Here is an 18,174-nt window from a genome sequence, read left to right as displayed (position 1 = left end):
CATGGCAAACCCGATTTTAACCTTGCAGGGTGTCAACGCCCATTACGGCCCGATTCAGGCGCTGCACAACATCAATCTGCACATCAATCAGGGCGAAATCGTCACCCTGATTGGCGCTAACGGCGCGGGTAAAACCACGCTGCTCGGCACACTGTGCGGCGAACCGCGCGCCACCAGCGGCACCATCACTTTCGATGGCAAAGAGATCACCGACTGGCAAACGGCGAAAATCATGCGTGAAGCGATTGCGATTGTGCCGGAAGGCCGTCGGGTATTTTCGCGTATGACGGTGGAAGAGAACCTGGCGATGGGCGGCTTCTTCGCCACGCGCCAGCAGTATCTGGAGCGTATTGATCGCGTCTATCAGCTGTTTTCGCGTCTGGCAGAACGTAAAGCGCAGCGCGCGGGCACCATGTCCGGCGGTGAGCAGCAGATGCTGGCGATTGGTCGTGCGCTGATGAGCCAGCCGCGTTTGTTGCTGCTGGATGAGCCGTCGCTGGGTTTAGCGCCAATTATTATTCAGCAGATTTTCGATACCATTGAGCAGCTGCGTAAAGAAGGTATGACCATCTTCCTCGTCGAGCAGAACGCCAACCAGGCGCTGAAGCTGGCGGATCGTGGTTACGTGCTGGAAAACGGCCACGTGGTATTGGAAGACAGCGGCGACGCGTTGTTGTCCAATGAAGCCGTCAGGAGCGCATATTTAGGCGCTTAGGATTGTGCTGGCTGTCCCCCACCTCGGTCCTCCCCCACACGTGGGGGAGGAAGACGCTGCCATATAAAAAATATGAAGCTGCATGTGGCAGCGTCTCCTTCCCCTGCTTGCGGGGGAAGGTTGGGATGGGGGACAACGCTCTCCGAACCACGGCCAACATTAACTCAATTAATCTAATTCTCCCCTGTCACACCGCCGTCACAAACCTGTTATTAATCCGTCATTTCCTCGTGTCATGTTACTTCGCGAACAAAAAAATGCGCGATTTCGCGCGTACTTAACAGCACAGGAAAAACCTTATGTCCGCTTTTACGCTTCGTCCCCGCCTGATGAGTGTTTTGCTCGGTCTGGCGCTCAGCGGTAATGCGCTGGCTGCAACTGAGATCCCTTTCTGGCACTCAATGGAAGGCGAGTTAGGCAAAGAAGTTGATTCTCTGGCACAACGTTTTAACCAGGCTCACCCAGAATACAAAATCGTCCCGACTTACAAAGGCAACTACGAGCAGAGCTTAGCGGCGGGTATCGCTGCGGTGCGTTCAGGTAAAGCGCCAGCCTTGCTGCAAGTGTATGAAGTCGGAACGGCAACCATGATGGCCTCGAAAGCTATCGTGCCAGTGAATGAAGTGTTTAAAGACGCTGGCGTACAGATGGATCCGAAGCAGTTCGTACCGGCTGTTGCCGGTTACTACAGCGACAGCAAAGGCCAGCTGATTTCTCAGCCGTTCAACAGCTCTACGCCGGTGCTGTACTACAACAAAGACGCCTTCAAAAAAGCCGGTCTGAACCCGGATCAGCCACCAAAAACCTGGCAGGAATTGGCGAAAGACGCCGACGCGCTGCGTAAAGCGGGCATGACCTGTGGTTACGCCAGCGGCTGGCAGGGTTGGATTCAGATCGAGAACTTCAGCGCCTGGCATGCATTGCCAGTTGCCACCGAAAACAACGGCTTTGATGGTACCGATGCGGTGCTGGAATTTAACAAGCCGGTGCAGGTGCGCCACATCCAGATGCTGGAAGACATGAACAAGAAGGGTGATTTCACCTACTTCGGTCGTAAAGATGAATCAACCGCCAAGTTCTATAACGGCGATTGCGGCATCACTACCGCGTCTTCAGGTTCACTGGCTGACATCAAACATTACGCCAAGTTTAACTTCGGCGTAGGCATGATGCCGTATGACGAAACCGTACCAAACGCACCGCAGAACGCCATCATTGGCGGCGCGAGCTTGTGGGTGATGAAAGGCAAAGATGCCAACACTTACAAAGGCGCGGCGGAGTTCATGAAGTTCCTGGCCCAGCCAGAAATCGCTGCTGAATGGCACCAGAAAACCGGTTATCTGCCAATCACCACCGCGGCGTATGAGCTGACCAAGCAACAGGGCTTCTATGACAAGAATCCAGGTGCGGACATCGCGACGCGTCAGATGCTGAACAAAGATCCGCTGCCATTCACCAAAGGCATGCGTCTGGGCAACATGCCACAGATTCGTACCATCGTGGACGAAGAGCTGGAAGGCGTGTGGACGGGCAAACAGTCACCACAAGCCGCGCTGGATAACAGCGTAAAACGCGGTAACGAACTGCTGCGCCGTTTCGAGCAGCAAGTGAAGTAATGCCGTCATCTCGGGGCTGACTTAAGCGTCAGTCCCGATTTTTTCCCTTTGCTCGAGCCTGCTATGTCCTCATCACGCCCCGTGTTCCGCTCCCGTCTTTTGCCCTATTTACTGGTGCTGCCGCAGCTGGTGATTACCGCTATATTCTTCTTATGGCCAGCTGGCGAAGCGCTGTGGTATTCACTGCAAAGTATTGATCCTTTTGGTATCTCTAGCACCTTTGTCGGTCTGGCGAACTTCAAACGTCTGTTCAGCGACGATTATTATCTGGCGTCCTTCTGGACCACCATTGAATTCAGTGCACTGGTGACGGTATGCGGCATGACCTTTTCTCTGCTGCTGGCGGCGCTGGTGGATTACGTTATCCGCCTGCGAAAACTCTATCAAACCTTGCTGCTGCTGCCGTACGCAGTGGCACCGGTAGTGGCGGCGGTATTATGGATGTTCCTGTTTAATCCTGGCCTCGGTTTGTTCAGCCATCTGCTGAATCAAATGGGCTACAACTGGAACTACGCGCAAAACAGCGGCCAGGCGATGTTCCTGATTGTATTGGCGTCGATCTGGCAGCAAATGAGCTACAACTTCCTGTTCTTCTTCGCCGCATTGCAGTCGATCCCTAAATCGCTGGTGGAAGCGGCGGCGATCGATGGCGCCGGTCCGGTGCGACGTTTCTTCAACTTGTCGTTGCCGCTGATTACGCCGGTAAGCTTTTTCCTGCTGGTGGTCAACCTGGTGTATGCCTTCTTCGATACCTTCCCGGTGATTGATGCTGCGACCGGCGGCGGTCCGGTGCAAGCAACCACCACGCTTATCTACAAAATCTATCGCGAAGGCTTTACCGGTCTCGATCTCTCGGCGTCCGCTGCGCAGTCAGTGGTGCTGATGTTGCTGGTGATTGGCCTGACTATTCTGCAATTCCGCTTTGTCGAGCGTAAGGTGCAATACCAATGATTGAGAATCGACGCGGGCTGGATATCTTCAGCCATACCTTGCTGGTGCTCGGCGTACTGACTATTTTGTTCCCGCTCTACATCGCCTTGGTGGCAGCAACGCTGGATAACGACGCGGTGTATCAAGTGCCGATGACGTTGGTGCCGGGTACACATCTGTGGGAGAACATTGCGCGCATCTGGACGCACGGCGTCAACGGTAATGGCCCGGCATTTGGCATGATGATGTTCAACAGTTTGCTGATGGCGTTGGGCATCACCATCGGCAAAATTACCGTCTCGATGCTATCGGCGTTTGCGCTGGTGTGGTTCCGCTTCCCGCTGCGTTCGCTGTTCTTCTGGCTGATTTTCATCACCTTAATGCTGCCGGTTGAAGTGCGTATTTTCCCGACGGTGGAAGTGATCTCGACGCTGAATATGCTCGACAGCTACAGCGGACTGACGTTGCCGCTGATGGCTTCCGCCACCGCCACGTTCTTGTTCCGCCAGTTCTTTATGTCACTGCCGGATGAGTTAATTGAGGCGGCGCGTATCGACGGTGCCAGCCCGATGCGCTTCTTCTGGGACATCGTGTTACCGCTGTCAAAAACCAATCTCGCCGCGCTGTTTGTGATCACCTTTATCTATGGCTGGAACCAATATCTGTGGCCACTGCTGATCATCAACGATCCGGGCCTCAGCACCGCGGTTGCCGGGGTGAAAAGCATGATCAACACCAGTGGCGGGCCGACGCAGTGGAATGAAGTGATGGCGGCAATGTTATTAACCCTGATTCCACCGGTGGTGGTGGTCCTCGTGATGCAACGTGCGTTTGTGCGTGGCCTGGTGGAGAGTGATAAATAAATGGCAGGCGTAACCCTTCAGACCGTCACCAAATCGTATGACGGCAAAAATCAGATCATTCAGCCACTGAATATCACCATTAACGATGGCGAATTTATGGTGATGGTTGGCCCTTCCGGCTGCGGCAAATCCACGCTGCTGCGCATGGTGGCTGGCCTGGAACGCGTGACTTCTGGCGATATTTATATCGACGACAAACGCGTCACCAACCTCGAACCGAAAGATCGCGGCATCGCGATGGTGTTCCAGAACTACGCGCTCTATCCACATATGACGGTCGGCGAAAACATGGCCTACGGCCTGAAGATTCGCGGCATGGGCAAAGTGCAGATTGATCAACGCGTGATGGAAGCGGCGCGCAGCCTCGAGCTGGATCATCTGCTGCATCGCCGCCCGCGTGAGCTGTCAGGTGGACAGCGTCAGCGTGTGGCGATGGGGCGCGCTATCGTACGTGAACCGGCGGTGTTCCTGTTCGATGAGCCGTTATCCAACCTGGATGCGCGCCTGCGCGTGCAGATGCGCCTTGAGCTGCAACAGCTGCATCGCCGCCTGAAAACCACCAGCATTTACGTCACCCACGATCAAGTAGAGGCGATGACGCTGGCGCAGCGCGTGATGGTGATGAACAAAGGTGTGGTCGAGCAGGTCGGCACGCCAGTGGAAGTGTATGAGCGTCCAGCCAGCCAGTTCGTGGCTTCCTTTATCGGTGCGCCAGCGATGAACCTGTTGCCGGGCAATATCAACAGCGATGGCACGCGCTTTACGCTTGATGCGCTGAACAGCTTGCTGCTGGGCGAAAGCAAAGCGAAGTGGGCCAATCGCCCGCTGACGCTCGGCATCCGTCCGGAACACATTCAGCTGAGCAGCCGTGATGCCGGTGGCATTCCGTTGGTGGTCGAAACGCTGGAGATGCTCGGCGCCGATAACCTCGCGCACGGTCGTATTGGCAACGCGCGCATGGTGGTGCGTTTGCCGCATAGCGAACGTCCGCAAGCGGGCAGCACCTTGTGGCTACATCTGCCGGCAGATGCGTTACACTTCTTCGATTCAACCCATGGAAAGCGTCTGGAATGAGTCAACACAACTGGCCTTATCCGCACATCGTCGCGCATCGCGGCGGCGGCAAACTGGCACCGGAAAATACCCTCGCGGCGATTGATGTCGGCGCGCAGTACGGTCATACCATGATCGAGTTTGATGCCAAGCTGTCGGAAGATAAGCAAATCTTCCTGCTGCACGATGACACGCTGGATCGCACCAGTAATGGTTGGGGTGTAGCGGGAGATTTGTCGTGGCACAAGCTTTCGCAGCTGGATGCGGGCAGTTGGTACAGCCGTGATTACGAAGGCGAGCCGCTGGCGCTGCTAAGCGAAGTGGCCGAACGTTGCCGTCAACATCACATGATGGCGAACATCGAGATCAAACCGACTACTGGTTTGGACGTGGTTACCGGATGCAACGTGGCGCTGGCGGCACGCGAGATGTGGCAAGGGCAAACCGCGCCGCTGCTTTCATCGTTCTCATACGAAGCATTAGAAGCCGCGATGCAAGCGGTGCCAGAACTGCCGCGCGGCTTGCTGCTGGACGAATGGCATGATGATTGGCAAGCGCTAACCTCGGCGCTGGATTGTGTTTCGATCCATCTGAATCACAAGCTTTTGGATGCCGAACGCACCGCGCAGTTAAAAGCTGCCGGTTTGCATATTCTTGTATATACCGTGAATCAGCCCGCGCGGGCGCGCGAGCTGCTGGATTGGGGCGTTGATGCCATCTGTACCGATCGCATCGACATTATCGGTCCCGACTTCCGTTAGTTCGACTGCTGCTGCACCTGGCCCGGCTGCGATTGAATCACGCGCTGCTGGGCACTATCCCGCTGTTCCTGCACTTTCCGCTGTAAATCCTGACTTTGCTGCTGCTGATTCTGCTGCAACTTAAGCTTCTGCTGTTGCTGCTGAACCTGCATTTGCGTCTGCATCCGCTGCTGACTCGGGTTATAGCCGGGTTGGTTCGGGTTATTAGTGTTGTTCAGCATATTCGCCATGCTGCTCAACGGCAGCAATGCTGCGATCACAATTAGCCATTTGTTCATGGTCTTCCTCCATTAATGCAGCCTGCTGTGTGCTGATGCTACCAATGTGGCAACACGCGCTGCTGTCATAAGTTTATGCAATATCACAAAGTCTCGAACCAGGAGTGCGCCTAATTTGGCTTAGCTGCTACGCTTTTTACAGTATTTGCAAACACTTGCATCAATTAATAACAAATGTAAATAACTTAAAAGAGAGGTGGCAGGATGAGGATACAGGGCAACGTGCGTCAATTGGGCTGGGCATTGCTGATGAGTTTCACGGTGGTGCAGGGCGCACAAGCCGCGCCCGCCAGCGCGCCGCCGGTTTCTTACGGCGTCGATAGCGATACCTTCCACCCGGTCAAAGCCAAACATGGCATGGTGGCGTCGGTGGATGCGATGGCGACACAAGTGGGCGTCGATATTTTAAAGCAGGGCGGCAATGCGGTGGATGCGGCAGTGGCGGTAGGATTCGCGTTAGCGGTGACCCATCCGCAAGCCGGTAATCTTGGCGGCGGCGGATTTATGTTGCTGCGCACCGCATCGGGCCGTGCCACCGCCATCGACTTCCGTGAAATGGCACCGGCGCGCGCGTCCCGCGATATGTTCCTCGATAAACAGGGCAATGCAGATAGTAAGTTATCACTCACTTCGCATTTAGCCTCAGGCACGCCGGGCACCGTGGCCGGTTTTGCCTTGGCCGCGCAGAAATATGGCACCTTGCCGCTGAGTAAACTGCTGGCACCGGCCATCAAACTGGCTCGTGACGGCATTGTGGTGAATGACGCGTTGGCCGACGATCTTGCCACTTACGGCAAAGAGACGTTGATTAATCACGACAACAGCCGCGCTATTTTCTACCAAGCCGACGGCAAGCCGTATCAGAAAGGCGAACGTTTGGTGCAGAAAAATCTCGCGCACAGCCTGCAACTGATTGCGCAGCAAGGGCCGGATGCATTCTATAAAGGCAAAATCGCCGATGAGATCGCCGGTGAAATGGCGCAACACGGTGGCTTGATTGGTAAAGCCGATTTGGCGGCGTATCGCGCGGTGGAGCGCAAGCCAGTGAGCGGCACTTATCGCGGCTATGAAGTGTTCTCCATGCCGCCGCCATCGTCTGGCGGGATTCACATCGTGCAAATCCTCAATATCCTCGAGAACTTCGATCTGGCGAAATGGGGCTTTGGCAGCGCCGATGCCATGCAGGTGATGGCCGAAGCGGAAAAATACGCCTATGCCGATCGCTCGGAATATCTCGGCGATCCTGACTTCGTCAAAGTGCCGCAGCAAGCGCTGACCAGCAAAGCCTACGCTAAAACGCTGGCGCAGCAGATTGACGTCAATAAAGCGCGTCCATCGAGCGAGATCAAACCCGGCAAACTTGAACCGTACGAAAGCAATCAAACCACCCATTTCTCGGTGGTGGATAAAGACGGTAACGCGGTGGCGGTGACCTATACGCTGAATACCTATTTCGGTAGCGGCATTGTCGCCGGTCAGAGCGGTATTCTGATGAATAACGAAATGGATGACTTCTCGGCCAAACCGGGCACGCCAAATGTGTATGGCTTAGTCGGCGGAGAAGCCAATGCGGTACAACCGGCGAAGCGTCCGCTGTCGTCAATGTCACCGACGATTGTGGCCAAAGATGGCAAAACCTGGCTGGTAACCGGCAGCCCAGGCGGTAGCCGTATTATCACCACCGTGTTGCAAATGGTGGTGAACAGCATTGATTTTGGCATGAATGTCGCCGAAGCCACCAATGCGCCGCGTTTCCATCATCAATGGTTGCCGGATCAGTTGCGCGTCGAGAAGGGCTTTAGCCCGGATACGCTGCGTTTGCTAGAAGCGAAAGGTCAGCATGTGAAAGTAATGCCGGCGATGGGCAGCACGCAGAGCATTATGATTGGGCCAGATGGCACGCGCTATGGCGCGTCAGATCCGCGTTCGGTAGATGATTTGAGTGCGGGATACTGATCAATAATGCGCAATAAATTGCGCCGCTACGGTATGTGCATGCATTTGTAGCGGCGCGATTTATCGCGCGGTTTTAAGGGTTATTTCAACCGCGCCATATAGTGCGTATCCACCAATTCGCCGTCACGCATGGCATGACGGCGCGCGGTGCCTTCAATCTCAAAGCCAAATTGCTGATACAAACCCAGCGCTTTGTGATTATCGGCGAACACCGTCAACTCAATGCGCGTCACCTGCAACCAGTTGTCGCACAAATCCACCATCGCTGACATCAGCGCTTTGCCCACGCCGCGTCGTTGGAAAGCTGAATCGACGCCCATGCCAAAAGTTGCCGTATGGCGACGTCGTGCGAGAGATAGCACTTCTAGCGTGAGCTGCCCGGCAATCTGATCGTCAATGCACGCCACCAACATTTGCACGCCCTGACGCGGATGGCTCAGGCGCTCTTGCCATAGCGTTGGCGACTGAAATGGCAGATGTAGCGTGCTGGCTTGCGGTTCCGGCTGGCTGTACATACGCGTTAATGCCGTAGCATCTTCAGGAACCGCGTGACGAATGACGATCTGACTCATAGAGCGCTCCTTGTGCAAAATGGATAAAATCCCCTTTAACATCAAGGAATTCTCGCGGCACGTCAATGCGAAAAAAATCGCAAAATCACTTTACAGACGCGAATGATAATGATTATTATTGTCATGCGAGCTCGGGAACGTCTCCTGACAGCCGGGTAAGCACGACATTGCTCACATTGCTTCCAAGTATTATTTAGCCAGCTCGGGTGCTGGCTTTTTTTTGCCGTTACATTGTGTACCAGGTGGCTGCACCGGGCCCGACCGGCAGATTGAACACAAACACCCACAACACAAACAGCAGCGTCCAGCCAATCATAAACACCACCGAATACGGCAACATCATGGCGACCAGCGTACCGATTCCCATATCGCGACGATAACGTGCCGCTACCGCCATAATCAGGCCGAAATAGCTCATCATCGGCGTGATCACGTTGGTCACCGAATCGCCGATACGATAGGCCGCTTGAATCACTTCTGGCGCAAAGCCTACCAGCATCAACATCGGCACAAAGATCGGTGCCGTCACCGCCCACTGCGCTGACGCGGAGCCAATCATCAGGTTGATAAAGCCACAAATCAGGATGAAGCAGACAAACAGCAGCGGCGCGCCCATATCCAGCGAAGCCAGCAGCGTGGCTCCTTTAACCGCCACCACGGTGCCAAAGTTGCTCCAGTTAAAGAAGGCCACAAACTGCGCGGCAAAGAACACCAGCACAATGTACATGCCCATGCTGCTCATGCTGGCCGACATGGCGTTGATCACGTCGCGATCGTTGCGCATATTGCCCATCATGCGGCCATAAACCACGCCCGGAATAGCAAAGAACACGAAAATGAATACCACGATGCCTTTCAGGAACGGTGAACCTGCCAGCGTGCCGGTTTTGGGATTGAGCAACACGCCATAGCCAGGAATTACCGTGAGGATCAGCAGCAGAGTGACGCCCAACACCGCCCAGCCCGCGCCTTTCAACGCCCGACGTTCTTGCGGCGTTAATTCGCCCATATCGCCGCGCACCGCATCGCCTTCGCTATCCTGATATTGACCGAGTTTTGGCTCGACGATGCTGTTGGTGATCCAGGTGCCGAGGATGGAAATCACAAAGGTACTGACGAACATGAAGTACCAGTTCACTTCCGGGCCAACGAGGTAATTCGGATCGATGATTTGCGCGGCGCTTTGAGTGATGCCCGACAGCAGCGGATCGATAGTACCGAGCAGCAAGTTGGCGCTGTAACCGCCAGAAACACCGGCAAAGGCCGCAGCCAAACCAGCGAGCGGATGGCGTCCCAGCGAATGGAAAATCATCGCTGCCAGCGGAATCAGCACCACATAACCCAGTTCAGACGCGGTATTCGAGATGATACCGGCGAACACCACGGTAAAGGTGATGAGCTTTTTCGGCGCGTTAAATACCAGCGCACGCATCGCCGCAGAAAGCAGGCCGGAATGCTCGGCAATGCCGACGCCAAGCAGCGCCACCAGCACGGTTCCCAATGGTGCAAATCCGGTGAAGTTGGTCACCAGATGACTGACGATGCGTTGCAAACCATCGGCACTCATCAAGCTCACCACGTGAATCACGCCATCGGCGGCGCGTCCTGCTGCGCCAGCGGGGCGCGGATCGATAACGCTGACGCCAAACGCTGCTGCTACAGCCGACGCAACGATGATAAACAGTGAAAACAACGCGAATAAGGTAATCGGATGCGGCAATAAATTACCCAGCCATTCAACGGTATTCAGAAAACGCTCAATTGGGCGCTTGGCGGGTGGAGTGATGTGTTCTGACATAATTTTTCCTTGTTATTCCTGCTAGCAGGGTCAGAGATGCTCTTTGTTATGAGAGATGTTATCTACAAGACCAATCTCGTTAGCGGGTTCTTATTAATAAACACATCGGTATTAATTCCTTTTTCATTCATTATTTTTGAACTGAGGAGTGAAGTTTTTCAGCTATCAATCAATGCATCTCAAGCTCAAACTACAAAAAACATTGAGGAGAATTGAACATGATTTATGTACGTAAAGCTGAAGAACGCGGTCACGCCAATCACGGCTGGTTGGATAGCTGGCACACCTTTTCCTTCGCCGATTACTACGACGCCAACTTCATGGGCTTCTCGGCGCTGCGCGTGATTAACGAAGACGTGATTGATGGCGGCCAGGGTTTTGGTACTCATCCGCATAAAGACATGGAAATCCTGACCTATGTGCTTTCCGGCACCGTTGAGCATCAGGACAGCATGGGCAATAAAGAGCAGATCCCAAGCGGCGAGTTCCAGATCATGAGCGCCGGTACCGGCGTGCGTCATTCGGAATACAACGCCAGCGCCACCGATCCGCTGCACCTGTACCAAATCTGGATCATTCCAGAGCGCAAAGGCATTGAGCCACGCTACGCGCAGCGCCGTTTCGACGATGTAAAAGGCCGCCAGTTTGTACTGACGCCGGATGAACGTGACGGATCGCTCAAGGTGTTCCAGGACATGACGTTGTCGCGTTGGGTGTTTACCGCCGATGAAAGCGATGAAGTGCAGATTGAAGCCGGTCGTCGCGTGTGGATTCAGGTGGTTAAAGGTTTGATCAGCGTGAACGGTGAACAAGTGGGCACCAGCGATGCATTGGCGATTTGGGATGAAAGCGCGCTGAGCATCAAAGCGGACAGCGATGCTGAGATTCTGTTGTTTGATTTGCCGCCAGTGTAAAACCCCCGGTCGCCAAAAATGGCGACCCTACGGCAACTTTTGGCGCGGCGCGCATTGACGCGCGCCTGACGCTGAACATGACAAAAAAATGATAAACTCGTCGTATCTCCGATTTCAGGCGCATACGATGAAGAAGAAAAGACCGGTATTACAGGACGTTGCCGATCGCGTCGGCATCACAAAAATGACCGTAAGCCGCTACCTGCGTAATCCCGATCAGGTCTCTGCGGCGCTGCGCGACAAAATCGCTGTGGCGCTCGACGAACTCGGTTACATCCCCAATCGCGCCCCCGACATGCTCTCTAACGCCACCAGTCGCGCTATTGGCGTGTTGCTGCCTTCCTTAACTAACCAGGTTTTCGCCGACGTGTTGCGCGGTATCGAAGCCGTCACCGACGAAGCGGGTTATCAAACGCTGGTGGCGCACTTTGGTTACAACGCGCAGAAAGAGGAATTGCAGCTGCGTTCGCTGCTGGGCTGGAACATTGATGGCGTGATCCTCACCGAACGCACTCATACGCCGGGTACGCTGCGCATGCTGGAAGTGGCGGGCATTCCGGTGATTGAGATGATGGATTCCGTGACGCCGTGCCTCGACATGGCAGTTGGCTTCGATAACGTCGAAGCAGCGCGTCAGATGACGCATGCTATCCTGAAAAAAGGCCATCGCCACACCGTTTACCTTGGCGCGCGTCTTGATGAACGTACCTTGCAGAAACAGCAGGGCTACGAGAAAGCGATGCGTGAAGCCGGATTAACGCCGCACAGCGTAATGATGGAAGACGCCTCATCATTCAGCGCCGGTGCGCAGTTGCTGTGCGAAGCGCAAAAACGTTATCCCGCAACCGACAGCTTGTTCTGTACCAACGATGACCTGGCGGTGGGTGCGATGTTTGAGTGCCAACGTCAGGGCTTGCGTGTGCCCGAACAAATGGCGATTGCCGGTTTCCACGGCCACGATATCTCGCAAGTGGTCAATCCGCGTCTGGCAACCGTGCTCACGCCGCGTGAGCGCATGGGACGGGAATCGGCGGCGATGCTACTGGCGCGGATTGGCGGCGATCGTAACGTCACTGCACCGTTGGATGTCGGATTTGAAATTGCCGAAGGTGACAGCATCTGATTTTGGCGATTTTTTGAGTCAGTTCACACTTTCGTGCTTTTCCGCCTAACAAGGGTTGCCAGCTTTTCTGTCGGCTCCGACAATGGCAATACAATTTGTTATCGGTAACATTGGGCAGAAAAACTGCCGGAGCGCAAAACCATGACCACGCCATCTCCATCGCATCACGTCTTTATCCTGATGGGCGTTTCCGGCAGCGGAAAGTCTGCCGTCGCTAATCAGGTTTCTCATCAATTAAGCACCGCATTTCTTGATGGAGATTTCCTTCATCCGCGCAGCAACATCCTGAAAATGGCCGATGGTCATCCACTGGATGACACCGATCGCCAGCCGTGGCTGCAAGCGCTCAATGATGCGGCGTTTGCCATGCAGCGCACTCAGGAAGTCTCGATTATCGTCTGTTCGGCGCTGAAAAAGTCCTATCGTGACATCCTGCGTCAGGGCAACGAGAACCTGAAATTCATCTATCTGAAAGGCGATTTTGAGACCATAGAATCACGCCTGAAAGCGCGTAAAGGCCACTTCTTCAAGCCGCAGATGCTGGTGACGCAGTTTGCTACCTTGCAGGAACCAGGCGCAGATGAGCCGGATGTATTAGTGGTGGATATCAATCACTCACTGGATGACGTTGTTGCGGCCACGGTTGCGACCATTAAGGACGCAATCAACAAGGGTTAGTCATGAGTACCGCAACGCTAGTGTTAACCGCAGCAGGCTCTGTCCTGCTGCTGCTGTTTTTGGTGATGAAAGCGCGTATGCATGCCTTTGTCGCCCTGATGTTAGTCTCAATTGGTGCCGGATTATTCTCCGGCATGCCGCTGGATAAAATCGCGCAAACCATGGAAAAAGGCATGGGCGGCACGCTCGGCTTTCTCGCTATTGTAGTGGCGTTGGGCGCGATGTTCGGCAAAATCCTGCATGAAACCGGCGCAGTCGATCAAATTGCCATCCGCATGTTGAAAACCTTTGGTGAAAGCCGCGCGCATTATGCGATGGGCGTGGCGGGCTTGATCTGCGCATTGCCGCTGTTCTTTGAAGTGGCGGTGGTGTTGCTGATCAGTATCGCTTTTGCCGTGGCGCGTCGCACTCAAGGTAATCTGGTCAAGCTGGTGATTCCGCTGTTTGCGGGCGTGGCTGCGTCGGCGGCGTTTTTGTTGCCAGGACCGGCGCCGATGCTGCTGGCCTCGCAAATGCACGCGGATTTCGGCTGGATGATCCTGCTGGGTTTATGTGCGGCGATTCCCGGCATGTTGATTGCCGGACCGCTGTTTGGCAACTTCATCGCCCGTCACGTCAGCTTCAGCACGCCGCCGGAAGATCATCAGCCGGATGTTGAAGAGAGCAAACTGCCGTCGTTTGGTTTTAGCCTTTCGCTGATATTGTTCCCGCTGCTGTTGGTTGGCCTGAAAACTATCGGCGCGCGCTTCACCACGCCGGGTTCACATCTGTATGAATGGTTGGAATTTATCGGACATCCGTTCACTGCGATTCTGCTGGCGTGTTTGGTGGCGATTTATGGCCTGGCCTATCGTCAGGGCATGGATAAAGAGAAGGTGATGCAAGTGTGCGGCAGCGCGCTGCAACCGGCGGGAATCATTCTGCTGGTGATCGGTGCGGGCGGTGTGTTTAAACAGGTGCTGGTGGATTCCGGCGTCGGCCCGGTTTTAGGGCACGCGTTAACCGGCGCGGGGATGCCGATTGCGTTGGCCTGCTTCATCCTTTCTGGCGCGATTCGCGTGATTCAGGGCTCGGCAACCGTGGCTTGTTTAACCACCGTCGGTTTGGTGATGCCGGTGATTGAACCGCTGCATTACAGCGGCGCGCAACTGGCGGCACTGTCGATTTGTATTGGCGGCGGCTCGATTATTATCAGCCACGTTAACGATGCCGGTTTCTGGCTGTTTGGCCGCTTCACCGGTGCCACCGAAGCGGAAACGTTGAAGACCTGGACGCTGATGGAAACCATCCTCGGCACCACCGGTGCGATTGTCGGCATGATCGCGTTTAGTTTGTTGTCGTAATTTTTGTGTGGTCGCCATTTTTGGCGACCGATTTATCGCATTTACCTGACCGACTCAACCCTCATCCCGCTCATCATCCGGCTGATCCAGCACCGTGTACGCCACGGCGCAGAACAGCGAGTTCAAACGCTTCATATCCCCGAGCAAGCCAAGGTGCAGCGAACTGGTTTCGATGCTTTGCACGTTTTGCATGTGCAGGCGCTCAACGTGAGCGTGAGAGAAACGGCGAATCAGAATGCGGAAACGATGTTTGGAGCGGCGCAGGCGTTTGGCGCTAGTGACATCGTGCGACAGGAACACCGACAAACTCAGGCGCAGGTTATACAGCACCTGTTCTTGCAAGGTATTCAACTCCTCCAAACCTTCTGGTGAAAATGCACGGCGTGCGGTCAGCGATTTATCAGCGACATCGGCGCACATGCGTTCAAGAATATCACCCGCCTGCTCCAGATTAAGCGCCATTTCAATGATCTCGGCCCAGCGGCGTGAATCATCTTCCGGCAAATCCTCTTTCGGCATGCGCGCCAGATAGAGCTTGATGGCGGTATACAGCACATCGACATCATCATCCAGTCGTCGCACCGCACGTTCTTCACGCAGATCGCCATGCACCACTTTATTAAAGGATTCAACCATCTGTTCGATCACGTCGCCGATACGCAGCGTCTCGCGCGAGGCATTGGCCAATGCTAATGCGGGCGTATCCAGCGCGCTGCTATCGAGATGTTTGGGTTTGAGGTGCGCTTCATTCTCCGGATCGTCGTCAATCATGCGGCGGCACAGGCGCGCCATTGCATCGGCGAACGGCACCATGATCACGCAGCGAATCAGGTTGTAGAACACGTGGAAGAAGATCACTAACTCTTCGTCATCGACCGGCAATTTGTCGAGCACGTCGGCGACAACATTGACGAACGGCAGAATGGCGATGCTGCCGATCAGCTTGAACAGCAGACTACCCAACGCCACGCGTTTACCGGCCGCATTGGAACCGCTGGCGTTGATCATCGCCAGCAAACCGCTGCCGAGATTGGCGCCGATCACCAAACACAGCGCCACTTTAAACGAGATTACGCCGGTGGCAGTTAAGGTCGCGGTAATCAGCACTGCCGCAAGGCTGGAATAGCTGATGATGGCGAATACCGCGCCAATCAGCGCATCCATCATCACATCGCCAGTTAGCGTCGAGAACAGAACTTGCACGCCAGCGGCTTGGGTGATCGGTTGAGCGGCGGCGACGATCAGTTGCAGCGCCAGCAAAATCAGGCCCAAGCCGATGCTGGCGCGGCCCAATTGGCCGAGGCGCGTTTGTTTGCGGCTGAGGAAAAACACCACGCCAAACAGGATAAACAGTGGCGATAGCCAGGAGAGATCGAAGGTCAGAATACGCGCCATGATCGCGGTCCCGACGTCGGCACCGAGCACCACCACCAGCGCGGGCGTGAGGCTTACCAGATTCTGCGCAACAAACGAAGTGACTAATAAGGTGGTGGCATTGCTGCTTTGTACCAGCGCCGTCACACCAATCCCGGCGAGAAACGCCATCGGTTTTTTCTCGACGCTGCGACTCAGCACGCGGCGCAGATCGGCACCGTACACGCGCATGATGCCGGTTCGCACAATGTGCGTGCCCCACACCAACAGCGCCACGGCAGAGAGTAGATTAAGCAGAGTTAACACGTATAAGGGCTCCTCATCCGTCAGGCTCAAAATGCGCCGATTGCCAGCCTGACGGTGAGCGCAACCGGTAAAACCACTGCCGGGTTGCGTTACCTTTTTTCGTTTAAATTAAGCGACCTGGCGCAACGTCGACATCTCTAACTGTAGTCCAATCTGCATGCCTGCGGGGTGCAAATCTGCTGCGCTGCGGTTGAGCACATCCACCGACAACTCAATATCTTGCGCCAATACGCGATAGCGAATCACGTTGCCAAGCAGGCTGTGACTGAGGATGGTGGCGGGAATGCCCTCTTGCGGCGCGCACAGGCGAATCGACTCGGGACGAATCGCCACCTGGCCGCTGAAAGGCTGGCCGCTTAACTGCGTGGCCTGTTCTGCACTCAGCAAGTTGTAGTTACCAATAAAGCCGGCAGCAAACAGATCGGCCGGTTGGGTATAGAGCATTTCCGCATTACCGTTCTGCACAATCTTGCCGCGATTCATTAATACGATGCGATCGGACAGCGTCAACGCTTCTTCCTGATCGTGGGTAACGAAAATGGTAGTGAGCTTCAGCTCTTGCTGAATATTGCGGATCTGCTCGCGCAAGTGGCGGCGAATGCGCGCATCCAGCGCCGATAACGGTTCATCCAGCAGCAGCAAACGCGGACGTGTGACTAGCGAACGCGCCAGTGCCACGCGCTGACACTGGCCGCCAGAGAGTTGATGCGGATAACGTTTAGCGAAATCGGTGAGTTCGACTAATGCCAGCACTTCCATCACGCGTTTTTGGATATCGCCGCCCGCCAGTTTCTGCATCTTCAGGCCAAACGCCACGTTCTTCTCGACCGTCATGTTCGGGAACAGCGCGTAGCTTTGGAACACCATGCCGATGGTGCGTTTCTGCGGCGGCAATGGCACCAGATCCTGGCCTTGCAGCAAGATGTTGCCGCTATCCACTTCCGTTAATCCGGCGATGCAGCGCAGCAGTGTCGATTTGCCACAGCCGCTCGGGCCGAGCAGGGTAACAAATTCGCCTTGTTCAGCGCTGAAATCGATGTTCTCGAAAATGGTGGTTGGGCCGTAGCTTTTGTTCAACTGGGTGACGTTCAGATAACTCATGATCAGCCTCGTTCAGGATTGAGGGCATTCGCCAGCCAGGTGACCAGCAAAACAACGGCAAAATAGGAGATCACCAGGGCGCTGGTGAAATGGCCGCTGCCGTTGCGCATATTGAACAGATAAACCTGCAAGGTTTCATAGCGGGTGCCGACCAGCATGTTAGCGAACACAAACTCACCAATCAGGAAAGAGAAGGAGAGCAGCACCGCAATAAACACCCCTTTGCGCAAATTCGGCAACACCACAAACAGCGCCGCTTGCCAGGTGCTGGCACCCAGCAGATGTGCGGCATCAATCAGTTCCTTCAGATTGATCGCCTGCATGTTGTTGGAGATGGCGCGATAGATAAACGGCAGCGCTATGGTGAAGTAACAGCCAATCAAAATCCACGGCGTGCCGGTCAGCATCAGCGGGGAAGACGAATAGAGCTGTAACAGACCAACCGATGACACCACCGGTGGCACGGCGAACGGCATCAGAATCAGCACATTCATTACCGCGTCCAGCTTTGGATAGTAGTAAGCGATTACAAACATCGCAGGCAGCACCAGCACTAACGAGAACAGCAGCGCACCAAAGCACACCAGCAACGAATGACCTAACGCCGTCAGGAAGCGTGGATCGCTCCACAATTCGCTCAGCCACTTCAAGGTAAAACCTTGCGGCAAGATAGTGTCGCTCCATTCGGTGGAGATGCCGTACAACAGCGTCGCCAGCAGCGGCGCGGCCAAAATACACAACAGCAGCCAGACAATCAGGCGATGATAAAATTTTTCCGCGCGGGACACGTGTG

At 54.9% G+C, this 18,174-nt stretch carries 17 protein-coding genes; 11 read left to right on the top strand and 6 right to left on the bottom strand.

Features of this window, described 5'->3' with window-relative positions; all coding sequences use genetic code 11:
- Position 1: 1 nt before the first annotated feature.
- From livF to ugpQ, 6 genes are all read left to right on the top strand, one after another.
- Positions 2 to 715 (top strand): high-affinity branched-chain amino acid ABC transporter ATP-binding protein LivF, encoded by a 714-nt coding sequence (gene livF / locus ABDW13_RS10740; RefSeq protein ID WP_343552551.1) that lies wholly within the window; start codon positions 2 to 4, stop codon positions 713 to 715.
- Positions 716 to 1,014: 299 nt separating this feature from the next.
- Complete coding sequence (gene ugpB, locus ABDW13_RS10735) at positions 1,015 to 2,331, top strand: sn-glycerol-3-phosphate ABC transporter substrate-binding protein UgpB (protein ID WP_343552550.1); 1,317 nt, start codon at positions 1,015 to 1,017, stop codon at positions 2,329 to 2,331.
- Positions 2,332 to 2,394: 63 nt separating this feature from the next.
- Positions 2,395 to 3,282: a sn-glycerol-3-phosphate ABC transporter permease UgpA gene (gene ugpA / locus ABDW13_RS10730; protein WP_343552549.1), complete on the top strand. Its 888-nt coding sequence runs from the start codon at positions 2,395 to 2,397 to the stop codon at positions 3,280 to 3,282.
- Positions 3,279 to 4,124, top strand: coding sequence for a sn-glycerol-3-phosphate ABC transporter permease UgpE (ugpE, locus tag ABDW13_RS10725; protein ID WP_343552548.1), 846 nt, complete (start codon positions 3,279 to 3,281; stop codon positions 4,122 to 4,124). Before ugpA ends, ugpE begins: the two co-directional genes overlap by 4 nt.
- Complete coding sequence (locus ABDW13_RS10720; protein WP_343552547.1) at positions 4,125 to 5,198, top strand: sn-glycerol-3-phosphate import ATP-binding protein UgpC; 1,074 nt, start codon at positions 4,125 to 4,127, stop codon at positions 5,196 to 5,198. It abuts the gene before it with no gap.
- Positions 5,195 to 5,938, top strand: a complete 744-nt coding sequence (ugpQ, locus tag ABDW13_RS10715; protein WP_343552546.1) for a glycerophosphodiester phosphodiesterase — start codon at positions 5,195 to 5,197, stop codon at positions 5,936 to 5,938. The genes ABDW13_RS10720 and ugpQ overlap by 4 nt, the downstream gene beginning before the upstream one ends.
- Here the strand turns inward: ugpQ and ABDW13_RS10710 are convergent.
- Positions 5,935 to 6,216, bottom strand: a complete 282-nt coding sequence (locus tag ABDW13_RS10710; RefSeq protein WP_343552545.1) for a DUF2756 domain-containing protein — start codon at positions 6,214 to 6,216, stop codon at positions 5,935 to 5,937. The two genes, ugpQ and ABDW13_RS10710, sit on opposite strands and share 4 nt — an antisense overlap.
- A 204-nt stretch (positions 6,217 to 6,420) precedes the next feature.
- On the opposite strand from ABDW13_RS10710, the gene ggt reads away from it, so the two are divergent.
- Positions 6,421 to 8,172: a gamma-glutamyltransferase gene (ggt, locus tag ABDW13_RS10705; RefSeq protein ID WP_343552544.1), complete on the top strand. Its 1,752-nt coding sequence runs from the start codon at positions 6,421 to 6,423 to the stop codon at positions 8,170 to 8,172.
- Positions 8,173 to 8,252: 80 nt separating this feature from the next.
- On the opposite strand, the gene ABDW13_RS10700 is transcribed toward ggt, so the two are convergent.
- Complete coding sequence (locus ABDW13_RS10700) at positions 8,253 to 8,744, bottom strand: GNAT family N-acetyltransferase (protein WP_343552543.1); 492 nt, start codon at positions 8,742 to 8,744, stop codon at positions 8,253 to 8,255.
- Positions 8,745 to 8,970: 226 nt separating this feature from the next.
- Complete coding sequence (locus tag ABDW13_RS10695) at positions 8,971 to 10,542, bottom strand: AbgT family transporter (RefSeq protein WP_343552542.1); 1,572 nt, start codon at positions 10,540 to 10,542, stop codon at positions 8,971 to 8,973.
- A gap of 218 nt (positions 10,543 to 10,760) precedes the next feature.
- Between ABDW13_RS10695 and ABDW13_RS10690 the strand changes: the two genes are divergently transcribed.
- The 4 genes from ABDW13_RS10690 (at position 10,761) to gntU (ending at position 14,600) form a co-directional block, all read left to right on the top strand.
- The gene (locus tag ABDW13_RS10690) at positions 10,761 to 11,456 is read left to right on the top strand and encodes a pirin family protein (protein WP_343552541.1); all 696 of its coding nucleotides are present in this window, start codon (positions 10,761 to 10,763) and stop codon (positions 11,454 to 11,456) included.
- Between the two features lie 127 nt (positions 11,457 to 11,583).
- Positions 11,584 to 12,579: a gluconate operon transcriptional repressor GntR gene (gntR, locus tag ABDW13_RS10685; RefSeq protein WP_343552540.1), complete on the top strand. Its 996-nt coding sequence runs from the start codon at positions 11,584 to 11,586 to the stop codon at positions 12,577 to 12,579.
- A 141-nt stretch (positions 12,580 to 12,720) separates the two neighbouring features.
- The gene (gntK, locus tag ABDW13_RS10680; RefSeq protein WP_343552539.1) at positions 12,721 to 13,257 is read left to right on the top strand and encodes a gluconokinase; all 537 of its coding nucleotides are present in this window, start codon (positions 12,721 to 12,723) and stop codon (positions 13,255 to 13,257) included.
- A gap of 2 nt (positions 13,258 to 13,259) precedes the next feature.
- Positions 13,260 to 14,600, top strand: coding sequence for a gluconate transporter (gene gntU, locus ABDW13_RS10675; protein ID WP_343552538.1), 1,341 nt, complete (start codon positions 13,260 to 13,262; stop codon positions 14,598 to 14,600).
- A 54-nt stretch (positions 14,601 to 14,654) separates the two neighbouring features.
- Here the strand turns inward: gntU and ABDW13_RS10670 are convergent, their stop codons facing one another.
- The 3 genes from ABDW13_RS10670 to ABDW13_RS10660 form a co-directional block, all read right to left on the bottom strand.
- Positions 14,655 to 16,280, bottom strand: a complete 1,626-nt coding sequence (locus ABDW13_RS10670; protein WP_343552537.1) for a Na/Pi cotransporter family protein — start codon at positions 16,278 to 16,280, stop codon at positions 14,655 to 14,657.
- 108 nt (positions 16,281 to 16,388) lie between these two features.
- Positions 16,389 to 17,381, bottom strand: coding sequence for an ABC transporter ATP-binding protein (locus ABDW13_RS10665; protein WP_343552536.1), 993 nt, complete (start codon positions 17,379 to 17,381; stop codon positions 16,389 to 16,391).
- A 2-nt stretch (positions 17,382 to 17,383) separates the two neighbouring features.
- Entirely contained in the window at positions 17,384 to 18,169 is a 786-nt protein-coding gene (locus ABDW13_RS10660) for an ABC transporter permease (RefSeq protein WP_343552535.1), read from the bottom strand.
- Positions 18,170 to 18,174 lie beyond the last annotated feature (5 nt).

Origin of the sequence: Pantoea sp., assembly GCF_039594315.1 — a bacterium.
Classification (GTDB): domain Bacteria; phylum Pseudomonadota; class Gammaproteobacteria; order Enterobacterales; family Enterobacteriaceae; genus Pantoea.
The sequence above is the reverse complement of the archived record's forward strand: the minus strand, read 5'-3'. Positions and strand labels throughout refer to the sequence as shown.